Source organism: Cellulomonas biazotea, assembly GCF_004306155.1.
Classification (GTDB): domain Bacteria; phylum Actinomycetota; class Actinomycetes; order Actinomycetales; family Cellulomonadaceae; genus Cellulomonas; species Cellulomonas biazotea.
Genome location: NZ_BIMR01000106.1, coordinates 1 through 10,412, shown reverse-complemented (window position 1 = coordinate 10,412; position 10,412 = coordinate 1). Strand labels below are relative to the sequence as shown.

Genomic DNA, 10,412 nt, shown 5'->3' with positions numbered 1-10,412 from the left:
ACTTCGCGCCGAGGTCGTGACCTGGAGGTCACGACCTCGGGCGGAAGTCACGACCTCGACGGTCGGGCGGAAGCCGGGTCAGCCGCCCAGGAGGTCCTCGAACGACGGGACCGCGTCGTACAGGCCCGCGGGAGCGCTCGGCTCGCGGTCGGCGACCTCCTCGGCGAGCTGGCGCCCGGCCCGCCGGATGCGCTCCGGCAGCGGGTTGACGCGGTCGCTGCCCGCGTCGGCCCAGTCGTCGGTCGCGGCGAACACGCCCGTCGGCACGACGTCGGCCCGCAGGTAGGCGAACAGCGGCCGCAGCGCGTACTCGAGCGCCAGGGAGTGCCGGGCGGTGCCGCCGGTCGCGCCGAGCAGCACGGGCCGCCCGACGAGCGTGTCCTTGTCGAGCACGTCCACGAGGGACTTGAACAGCCCCGAGTAGGACGCGGAGAACACGGGGGAGACGGCGATGAGGCCGTCGGCCCGGGCCACGGTGTCGAGCACGGTCCGCAGGGGGCCGGACGCGAAGCCCGTGAGGGTCATGTTGACGATCTCGTGGGCGAGGTCCCGCAGCTCCACGGTCTCGACCTGCGCGATGATGCCGCGCTGGGCGAGCTCGGCCACGGTCGCGTCGGCCAGCCGGTCGGCCAGCAGGCGCGTCGAGGAGGGCTGGGACAGCCCGGCCGAGACGACGACGATCGAGCGGTCGCTCATCGTGTCCTTCTTCCTGTGCTCTCGTGCGTGCGGGGGGGTGCGAGGGGTTCCTGCGGTGCTCAACGCGTGACGGCGTCCGCTGCTTCCACGTCGTCCTCGGCGGTGCGGCCGGTCCAGTGGTCGGTCGCGGCCGTCGTGGCGGCGGGCAGCTTGCCGGCGGCGCGCGCGGCGGCGACACGCTCGGCGTGCGACGGCGGTCCGGCGGGGACGTGCGCGGGGCGGGCGGCCTCGGCCTCGCGGCGCAGGACGGGCACGACCTCCTCGGCGAGGATGTCGATCTGCTCCAGGACGGTCTTGAGGGGCAGCCCGGCGTGGTCCATGAGGAACATCTGCCGCTGGTAGTGGCCGACCTGGTCGCGGAACTTCCCGTACCGGTCGATGACCTCCTGCGGGCTGCCGACGGTCAGCGGGGTGTCACGCATGAACTCCTCCATCGACGGGCCGTGCCCGTAGACGGGCGCGTTGTCGAAGTAGGGGCGGAACTCCTTGACGGCGTCCTGCGAGTTCTTGCGCATGAACACCTGCCCGCCGAGCCCGACGATCGCCTGGTCGGCCTGGCCGTGCCCGTAGTGCTCGAAGCGCTGGCGGTAGAAGGCGACCATCTGCGCGGCGTGCTCGAGCGGCCAGAAGATCGCGTTGTGCAGGAACCCGTCGCCGTAGTACGCGGCCTGCTCGGCGATCTCGGGGGAGCGGATCGAGCCGTGCCAGACGAACGGCGGGACGCCGTCGAGCGGGCGGGGGGTCGAGGTGAAGCCCTGCAGCGGCGTGCGGAACTTGCCCTGCCAGTCGACGACCTCCTCCTCCCAGAGGCGGCGCAGCAGCGCGTAGTTCTCGATCGCGAGCGGGATGCCCTGGCGGATGTCCTGCCCGAACCACGGGTAGACGGGTCCGGTGTTGCCGCGGCCCATCATGAGGTCCATCCGGCCGTCGGAGATGACCTGGAGCATCGCGTACTCCTCGGCCAGCCGGACGGGGTCGTTGGTCGTGATGAGGGTCGTCGCGGTCGACAGGGTGATGTTCGTGGTCGTGCCGGCGAGGTAGCCGAGCATCGTGGTGGGGGAGGACGGCACGAACGGCGGGTTGTGGTGCTCGCCCGTCGCAAAGACGTCCAGGCCCGCCTGGTCGGCGTGCTGGGCGATCGTGAGGATGTTCCGGACGCGCTCGGTGTCGTCGGGGGTGCGGCCGGTGGTCGGGTCGGTGGTGACGTCGCCGACGCTGAAGATCCCGAACTGCATGGTGCGCCTCGTTCCTGCTCTGCTCCCCTGCCGGGAAGTTCATGCGTTTGCATGTATCAAGTCGGCTCAACCCGGGGGTGCCCGGTCCTATTCCCCGGCCGGAGCCGGCTGACCCAGGGTCCCGCGGACACCGCCCGCGCGACAGCCGGACCGCCCAGGGACGCGCCGGTGGACGGTCCTCGACAGGCTCCCGCGGACCCCGGCGGTTACGGTGTTGACGATCGGAGAGGCAAGGCGGGGAGGGCCGACGAGCGTGACGGACGAGCAGGTGAGGGTCCTCGTCGTCGAGGACGACGTCGATACGGCCCAGTTCGTCCGAACCGTCCTGGAACGTCGCGGGGGCATGGCGGCCACCGTCGTCCACGACCCCATGTCGGCGCTCGCCGAGGTCGCCGTCCAGACCTTCGACGTCGTCCTCACCGACATCCAGATGCCCGGCATGAGCGGCCTCGAGCTGCTCGGTGAGCTGCGCTCGCGGGCGCCCGGCGTGCCCGTCGCCGTCATGACCGCCTTCGCGAGCGTCGACTACGCCGTCGAGGCGCTGCGCCGCGACGCCGACGAGTTCCTCGTCAAGCCCGTCGGGGCGGCGACCCTCGTCGAGAAGATCGGCGCGCTCGCCGCCGAGGGCCGCCGCCGCCGCGAGGCCGCCGTCCCCGGCGAGACCGTCCTGGCCGTCGGCGCCCACCCCGACGACGTCGAGATCGGCGTCGGCGCCACGCTCGCGTCGCACCGCGCCGCCGGCGACACGGTCGTCGTCCTCACGCTGTCGAGCGGGTCCGTCGGCGGCGAGGTCAACGCCCGCCGGCACGAGGCGCTCGCCGCGGCCGCCGTCATCGGCGCACGCCTCTACCTGCACGACTTCGAGGACACCCGCCTCGACCCCGCGGGCGGCCTCATCAGGACGATCGAGGAGACGATCCGCGAGGTCGCGCCGACGATCGTCTACACGCACTCCGTGCACGACCGGCACCAGGACCACCGCGCCGTGCACCAGGCCGTGCAGGTCGCGGCCCGCCGCGTGCCGTCCCTGCTGTGCTTCCAGAGCCCGTCGGCGACCGTCGAGTTCCGCCCCGACACGTTCGTGCCGGTCGACGGGTTCGTCGAGACGAAGCTGCAGATGCTCGCCGCGTTCGAGTCGCAGGCGCACCGCGACTACATGGAGCCCGACCTCGTGCGCGCCACCGCCCGCTACTGGTCCCGGTTCGGCACCGGCCGGTTCGCCGAGCCGCTGGAGACCGTGCGGATCGCCGCCCTGATCTCCGGCACCGGCCGCGCCGCGGGTCTCGCCGCGGCCGACGACGGCGCACGGCTGCGCCACGACGAGACAGGAGGGCACCGATGACCCGAGTCCTGGTGACGGGAGCGGGCGGGCCCGCGGGCGTCGCGGTCATCCGCTCCCTGCAGGCCCGCGGCGACGTCGAGGTGTACGCCGCCGACATGGACCGGTGGGCCAGCGCGATCTACCTCGTGCCCGCCGAGCGGCGCCGCCTCGTGCCGGCCGGTCGCGCGCCCGACTTCGTCGACGTCGTCGCCGCGATGTGCCGCGACGACCGCATCGACGTGCTGTTCCCGACGGTCGACGTCGAGCTCCCGCGCCTCGCCGCCGCACGCGACGACCTGGCCGCCGCCGGCACGCTCCTCGCGTCGCCCGCGCTGACGACCCTGGAGACGTGCCTCGACAAGCTCGCGCTGGCGCGCGCCTGCGAGCGGACGGTCCGGGTCCCGCGCACCGAGCTCGTCGGCACGCCGCAGGCCCTGTCGGGCTGGGACTTCCCGGTCATCGTCAAGCCGCGGCGCGGCGCCGGGTCGCGCGGGGTGCGGACGGTCTTCACCGCCGCCGAGCTCGACGCCGTGCACGCCGACGAGGACCTGATCGTGCAGGAGATGCTGCCCGGCGACGAGTTCTCCGTCGACGTGCTCGCGGCGCTCGACGGGTCCGTCGTGGCCGCGGTGCCCCGGGCCCGGCTGCGCGTCGACTCGGGCGTCGCGGTCGCGGGCGTCACGGTGCACGACGACGACCTGGTCGAGACCGCCGCCGCCGTCGCCCGGGCCGTCGGGCTCACGACCGTCGCGAACGTCCAGCTCAAGCGCGACGCCGAGGGCCGCCCGGCGCTGCTCGAGGTCAACCCGCGGTTCCCGGGCGCGATGCCGCTGACGATCGCCGCGGGCGTCGACATGCCGTCGCTCACGCTCGACGCGGTCCTCGGCCGCCCGATCCCCGAGCGCGTCGACTTCGCGGAGGTCGCGAACGTCCGCTACCTCGAGGACGTCTTCCTGCCGCTCGACCAGATCCTGCCCGCGCCGACGACCGCATGACCGGCGGCCCGTCGCTGCGCGGCGACCACCACGTCCACTCGGCCTTCTCCGACGACGCCGTCAGCACCCCCGCCGAGAACCTCGCCGCTGCCCGCGCGGCGGGCCTCGACACGATCCGCATGGTCGACCACGTGCGCGTCTCGACGACGTACGTGCCGGACTTCCTCGCGGTCGTGCGCGCGCTGCCCGCGGTCGACGGGCTGCGCGTCCTCACCGGCGTCGAGGCGAAGATCCTCGACTCGTCGGGCGCGATCGACGCCCCGCCCGAGGTGCTCGCGGCGCTCGGCGCACCCGACGGCGCCGACCGTGTGCTGCTCGCCGACCACCAGTTCCCGGGCCCGGACGGCCCGTGGAGCCCGCGCGTCGTGCTCGAACGGCTCGCCGACGGCTCCCTGACGCCGGCCGGCGCGGTCGAGACGCTCGTCACCGCGACCGTGCGCGCCGTGCACCGCGCGGGCCGTGCGCAGCTCGCGCACCCCTTCTCGCTGCTGCCGAAGATCGGCCTCTCCGAGGACGACGTCCCCGACGACCTGCTCGACGCGCTCGCCGCGGCCGTCGTGGCGACGGGCACCCCGGTCGAGGTCAACGAGAAGTGGCGGTGCCCCGGCCCGCGCGTGCGGCAGCGGCTGCGCGCCGCCGGGGTCGAGCTCGTCGCGTCGACCGACGCGCACGTCGCGGACGACGTCGGCCGGTACGCCTGGCTGCGCGGCGTCGAGGGGCACGTGTGAGCACCTGGCAGGCGGTGCTGGTCGCGGTCTGCGTCGCGCTCGTCGTCGTCGGCGTCGGGCCGGTCCTCGCGGGCGTCTACCAGTACCTGCTCGTGCCCCTGCACGCGTTCCGCAACCACCTGGGCCGCACCGCGCCCCACCTGCCGAACGTCGTGATCGTCGTCCCGGCCTGGAACGAGGGTGCCGTCCTGGGGGCGTCGCTCGACCGGCTCATGCGGCTCGAGTACCCGCCGGACCGGCTGCGGGTCCTCGTCGTCGACGACGCCAGCACCGACGACACCCCGCAGGTCGTCCTCGCGAAGGCGGCCGAGCACGGCGGGCGCATCGTGCACCTGCGCCGCGCGCAGGGGGGTCAGGGCAAGGCGCACACGCTCAACCACGGCATCCGGCACGCGCTCGCGGACGACTGGATGCAGGCGCTGCTCATCATGGACGCCGACGTCATCTACCGCCCCGACTCGCTGCGTCGCATGACCCGGCACCTGGCCGACCCGGAGGTCGGCGCGGTCACGGCGTTCATCCGCGAGGGCAGCCACCGTCCCGGCGCCGTCGCCCGGTTCATCGGGTACGAGTACGTGACCGCTCAGGCAGCCGCCCGCCGCGCGCAGAACGTCATGGGCGCCATGGCGTGCCTGGCCGGCGGGGCCCAGCTCCACTCGCGCGCGAACCTCGAGGCCGTCGGCGGGCAGATCGACACGACGACCCTCGCGGAGGACACGTTCACCACGTTCCTCACGCAGCTCGACGGGCGCCGTGTCGTGTTCGACGGCGCCGCGGTCGTGCTCGCGGAGGAGCCCGACTCGGTCCGCGCGCTGTGGAAGCAGCGGGTCCGGTGGGCGCGCGGCAACGTGCAGATCACCCGCCGGTTCCGGTCGGTGTGGTTCCGGCCGGGGCGTGGGCACCGGCTCGGCTCGGTCGACTTCGCGTTCATCTGGTTCTCGGTCTTCCTGCTGCCGGTCGCGATGACGTGCGCCGCGGTCGGGCTCGTCGGCCTGTACCTGCTCGACGCCGTCGCCGCCGCGCAGGCGTTCCGCACGCTGTGGTGGGTCGCCGTCGTCGCCTACGTCTTCGTCACCGCGACGACGCTGCTCCTGGACCGGGACACCGCGCGCCGCTCGTGGATCGAAGGGCTCACGTTCCCGGGGATCGGCGCGCTCGTCGTCATGCTCGCCGCCTGGTTCCCGCACCTGTGGACCGACACCCTCCCGGCACTGTTCGGCCTGGACCTCACCCCGACCGGGCTGACCGTCTGGACCCTCGTCCTGTACACCTGGAGCGTGCTCGCGATGGTCCTCGCCTGGCTCGTCCGGAAGGTGGAGGGCGCGCCGGTTCTGCGATGGCTCACCAAACCGCTGCTGTACGTGGTGGGCTTCGGTCCGGTGCTGTGCGCGATCACCCTCGACGCCTACGTCAAGGAGTGGCGCGGCGCCGCCCAGGTGTGGGACAAGACCGAGAAGACGGGCAGGGTGATGGGATGACGCGCGACGACGTCCAGCAGCGGGCGACGCAGACCGCGCAGCGCACCGACGACCGGACGGAGGTCGTCGCGTGAGCGTGCGTGCGCTCGTCGTCGACGACGAGCCCGACGAGCTGGCCCTGCTGACCACCCACCTGCGGCGCACCGGCTGCACGGTCATGGAGGCGCGCTCCGCGGAGGAGGCGCTGGCCGACGACGCCCTGCTCGACGTGGACGTCGCGTTCGTGGACCTGCGCCTGCCCGGCATGGGCGGCTGGGAGCTCATCGAGGAGCTCCGCGTCCGCCGTCCCGGGCTGCCGGTCGTCGTCACGTCCGTCCTCGACGCGCACGACTACCCCCAGGTCGAGGCCGCGCTGCCCAAGCCGTTCGTCGGCGAGAACGTGCGCGCGGCGCTCGACCAGGCGCTGAGGTCCGGGCCGGCCGGGTCGCCCGGCGCCGCACCGACCGGCGAGGCGCCATGACCCTTCCCCCGGCTCTCCCGAGGATCCCCGCGGGCGGGACGCGCCGCTCCCTGAGCGCGGTCGTGTCGCGGCTGGGCGCGGACGCGGCCGTCGTCGAGCGTCAGCTCCCCTTCCTGCTGCTGTACCTCATCGCGCTGCTCACCCTGTCGATCCCCGCGGTCGTCGTGAGCATCCCGTGGGCGGTCGGGGCGTCGGCCGGCGTCGCCGTGCTCATCGCCGTGCTCGCGCGGTTCGCGCCGTGGAGCGACGGGCCGGAGTGGGCGCAGGACGTCCTGCCGGCGCTCCAGATGGTCGCCATCGCGCTGCTCCGGGCGGGCACCGGCGGCATCGGCTCGATGTACACGACGATGATCTTCCTGCCCGTGCTCGCCCTCGCGGCGCAGCGCGGGCGACGGGGCGTCGTGGTCGCGACCGTCGGCGTCGCGCTCGTGATCCTCGTCCCCGCGGCCCTGGACCCGGGGGCGTCGCTCGACGCCCTCGTGCTGCTGCGCAGCTTCTTCGTCGGCCTCGTCGCGTTCGTCGTCGCGTTCACCGCCCACGAGGTCACCGAGCGCCTGCGTGCCCGCACCGAGGCGGTCGCCGAGATGCGCGACCGCGAGCAGGAGCTGCTCGAGCGGGTGCGGGCCGACGCGTTCGAGCTGGCCCGGGTCGCGGACTCCCGGCGCGCGTCGCGCGACCAGCTCGTGTCCATCATCGACTCGGCGACGCAGCAGGCGATCATCGCGACCGACGCCACCGGCCTCGTCGAGGTGTTCAACGCAGGTGCGGAGCGGCTGCTCGGCTTCCCGCAGGGCGAGGTCGTCGGCAAGCTCCGCATCACGGACCTCGACGCGCGGTTCGACGCCGTCGACGGGGCGCCCGGCGTGCGCGCCGCCGGCTCGGCCGCCGCGCGCCTGCTCGAGTCGATCCTCACGCCCGACGGGACGGGCGGCGCCGCCCGCGACCGCGCGTACCGGCGCCGCGACGGCAGCGAGGTCACGGTGCAGCTCGCCGTGACGCGTCGGCTCGACGTCGACGGCACCGTCGCGGGGTACGTCGTGGTCGCGACGGACGTCACCGCGGAGCGCGAGGCGTCGCGGCTCAAGGACGAGTTCGTCAGCCTCGTGAGCCACGAGCTGCGCACGCCCCTGACGTCGGTGCTCGGCTACCTGGAGCTGCTGCTCGACGGGACCGACGACCTCACCGAGGAGCAGCGCAGCTACCTCACGGTCATCGAGCGCAACGCCCGCCGCCAGCTCCGGCTCGTCGGCGACCTGCTCCTCACGGCCCAGGTCGACGCGGGCACGTTCGCGATCTCACCCCGCCCGATCGACCTGGCCGACGTCGTGCGCGGCTCCGCGACGTCGATGGGTCCCGTCGCCGAGCAGGCGGGTGTCGCGCTGACGACGAGCATCACGCCCGCGCCGGTCGTCGCCGATCCGGGCCGGCTCGCGCAGGTCGTCGACAACCTCGTCTCGAACGCCGTGAAGTTCACGCCCGCCGGCGGGCAGGTCCACCTGGAGGTCGGTCCGACGGTCGACGGCGGCGCGAGCCTCGCCGTGCGGGACTCGGGCATCGGCATCGCGCCCGACGAGCTGCAGGACCTCACCAAGCGCTTCTTCCGGGCGACCTCGGCGACGCGCCGCGCGATCCCCGGAGTCGGCCTCGGGCTCGCCATCGCGCGGGCGGTCGTCGACGCGCACGGCGGGGTGCTCGACGTCGAGAGCACCCTGGGCGAGGGCACGACGTTCGTCGTGACGCTCCCGGCGGCGCCCCCGGACGCCCCGGCCTGACCGGCACGCCGTCACTGGACGGACCGGGATGTATCTGGACACCTGCACGGGTCCCCTTCTGCCCGTGCGCCGACTCGGGCGCCGCCCCACCGGTCGAGCGCACGGAACCCCGTGCCGGACAACGAAGGAACACCCGATGTCTTTCCTCACCCCCGCGACCCGGACGGACCTGCGCCCCGCGGGCGCCGCCGCCGTCCGCGCCCTGCAGGACGCCGTCCCCGGTGTGCACCTGCCCGGCTCCGACGCGTACGCCGCCCTCACGACCACCTCGAACCTCATGCACCCCGTCAGCCCGCTCGCGGTCGTGGCCGCGACCGGCCCGGCCGACGTGAGCGCGACCGTGCGGCTCGCCGCCGCGTTCGGCGTGCAGGTCGCGGTGCAGGGCACCGGGCACGGCGCGACGGAGGAGATGCGCGACGCGATCCTCGTGCACACCGGCACGCTCGACGAGCTCACGGTCCACCCCCAGGAGCGCTGGGCGCGGATCGGCGCGGGCGTGCGCTGGGCGCACGTGCTCGAGGCCGCCGCACCGCACGGGCTCGCGGCGCTGTGCGGCTCGTCGCCCGACGTCGGTGCCGTCGGCATGCTCACCGGGGGCGGGCTCGGCCCGGTCGCCCGGTCGCACGGGCTGTCGTCGGACACGGTCCGCGCGTTCGAGGTCGTCACGGGCGACGGCGTGCTGCGCCGCGTCACGGCCGTCGAGGAGCCCGACCTGTTCTGGGGCCTGCGCGGCGGCAAGGGCACCCTCGGCATCGTCACCGCGGTCGAGGTCGACCTGCTCGACCTGCCGACCGTCTACGGGGGCTCGCTGTGGTTCGCCGAGGCCGACGTCGCGGCGGTGCTGCGCACGTGGGGCCAGTGGTGCGAGCTGCTGCCCGACGAGGGGACCACGTCGGTCGCCGTCATGCGGCTGCCCGACATGGACCCGTTCCCGCCGCCCCTGCGCGGCCAGGTGACGCTGAACGTGCGGTTCGTGTGGACCGGCGACCCGGCGGTCGGCGAGGAGATGATCCGCGCGATCCGCGCCGTCGCCGCGCCCGTCGTCGACACCGTGCAGACCATGCCGTACGCCGCGCTCGGCGACGTGCACGCCGACCCCGTCGACCCGATGCCCCTGCACGAGTCGCACCACCTGCTCGACGGCTTCGGCGTCGCGGGCGCCGACCGGCTCCTGGAGCTCGCCGGGCCGGGCGTGCCGTCGGCGCAGGTCATGGTCGAGGTCCGCCAGCTCGGCGGGAAGGTCCGCGAGGGTGACCCGTGCGCGTACGCGCACCGCGACGCCGCCTACAGCATGTTCGTCGTCGGCCTCATGATCCCCGAGGTCGCGCAGGTCGTGACGAGCGACGCGGCGCGCATCGGCGAGGGCATGGGCCCGTGGCTGCGCGACGGCGGGCTGCCGAACTTCACCGACTCCGCGGGTCGCGCGTGGGCGGAGCGTGTCTTCACGCCGCTCGTCGCGCGCCGCCTGCGGACGCTGAGCCGGGCGTACGACCCGGCCGGCGTGCTCCTCGCCGCGCGCGGCGTGCGGGCCTGACCGTCCGGTCACCGACCTCGGGGGAGGGAGCGGCGACCGGGACGGTCCTGCGGGAGGGCCGGGGGCGTTGGGGGACGCACCCGGCCCTTCGGCATGCCGCCCGTCGAGCGACGGGCCGGGCCCGTCCGCTCAGCCTGCGGAGCGCTGCTGCCGAGGCTCCCCGGGCCCGGGCCGCCGCCCGACCGTCCCGCGC

The 10,412-nt window shown here is 74.4% G+C and carries 9 protein-coding genes; 7 read left to right on the top strand and 2 right to left on the bottom strand.

Features of this window, described 5'->3' with window-relative positions; genetic code table 11:
- Positions 1 to 78: 78 nt before the first annotated feature.
- Both CBZ_RS08485 and CBZ_RS08480 read right to left on the bottom strand, forming a co-directional pair.
- Positions 79 to 696, bottom strand: coding sequence for an FMN reductase (locus CBZ_RS08485; protein WP_130781137.1), 618 nt, complete (start codon positions 694 to 696; stop codon positions 79 to 81).
- 59 nt (positions 697 to 755) lie between these two features.
- A complete protein-coding gene (locus tag CBZ_RS08480; RefSeq protein ID WP_130781136.1) occupies positions 756 to 1,931 on the bottom strand; it encodes an LLM class flavin-dependent oxidoreductase in 1,176 nt (391 codons plus the stop codon).
- Positions 1,932 to 2,184: 253 nt separating this feature from the next.
- On the opposite strand from CBZ_RS08480, the gene CBZ_RS08475 reads away from it, so the two are divergent.
- The 7 genes from CBZ_RS08475 to CBZ_RS08445 all read left to right on the top strand — a co-directional run bounded on the left by CBZ_RS08475 (position 2,185) and on the right by CBZ_RS08445 (position 10,219).
- A complete protein-coding gene (locus CBZ_RS08475; RefSeq protein ID WP_130781135.1) occupies positions 2,185 to 3,273 on the top strand; it encodes a response regulator in 1,089 nt (362 codons plus the stop codon).
- A complete protein-coding gene (locus CBZ_RS08470; RefSeq protein WP_130781134.1) occupies positions 3,270 to 4,247 on the top strand; it encodes an ATP-grasp domain-containing protein in 978 nt (325 codons plus the stop codon). The genes CBZ_RS08475 and CBZ_RS08470 overlap by 4 nt, the downstream gene beginning before the upstream one ends.
- Complete coding sequence (locus tag CBZ_RS08465) at positions 4,244 to 4,975, top strand: PHP domain-containing protein (protein ID WP_130781133.1); 732 nt, start codon at positions 4,244 to 4,246, stop codon at positions 4,973 to 4,975. The genes CBZ_RS08470 and CBZ_RS08465 overlap by 4 nt, the downstream gene beginning before the upstream one ends.
- Positions 4,972 to 6,453, top strand: a complete 1,482-nt coding sequence (locus tag CBZ_RS08460) for a glycosyltransferase family 2 protein (RefSeq protein ID WP_130781132.1) — start codon at positions 4,972 to 4,974, stop codon at positions 6,451 to 6,453. Before CBZ_RS08465 ends, CBZ_RS08460 begins: the two co-directional genes overlap by 4 nt.
- A 70-nt stretch (positions 6,454 to 6,523) precedes the next feature.
- Positions 6,524 to 6,913, top strand: coding sequence for a response regulator (locus tag CBZ_RS08455; protein ID WP_130781131.1), 390 nt, complete (start codon positions 6,524 to 6,526; stop codon positions 6,911 to 6,913).
- Positions 6,910 to 8,685, top strand: a complete 1,776-nt coding sequence (locus CBZ_RS08450; protein ID WP_130781130.1) for a sensor histidine kinase — start codon at positions 6,910 to 6,912, stop codon at positions 8,683 to 8,685. The genes CBZ_RS08455 and CBZ_RS08450 overlap by 4 nt, the downstream gene beginning before the upstream one ends.
- Positions 8,686 to 8,821: 136 nt before the next feature.
- Complete coding sequence (locus CBZ_RS08445; protein WP_130781129.1) at positions 8,822 to 10,219, top strand: FAD-binding oxidoreductase; 1,398 nt, start codon at positions 8,822 to 8,824, stop codon at positions 10,217 to 10,219.
- The last annotated feature ends 193 nt before the right edge of the window (positions 10,220 to 10,412 follow it).

Coding starts and splice junctions, on each gene's coding strand:
- CBZ_RS08445 (WP_130781129.1), top strand. CDS start 8,822: ATGTCTTTCCTCACCCCCGCGACCCGGACGGACCTGCGCCCCGCGGGC.
- CBZ_RS08485 (WP_130781137.1), bottom strand. CDS start 696: ATGAGCGACCGCTCGATCGTCGTCGTCTCGGCCGGGCTGTCCCAGCCC.
- CBZ_RS08470 (WP_130781134.1), top strand. CDS start 3,270: ATGACCCGAGTCCTGGTGACGGGAGCGGGCGGGCCCGCGGGCGTCGCG.
- CBZ_RS08465 (WP_130781133.1), top strand. CDS start 4,244: ATGACCGGCGGCCCGTCGCTGCGCGGCGACCACCACGTCCACTCGGCC.
- CBZ_RS08480 (WP_130781136.1), bottom strand. CDS start 1,931: ATGCAGTTCGGGATCTTCAGCGTCGGCGACGTCACCACCGACCCGACC.
- CBZ_RS08450 (WP_130781130.1), top strand. CDS start 6,910: ATGACCCTTCCCCCGGCTCTCCCGAGGATCCCCGCGGGCGGGACGCGC.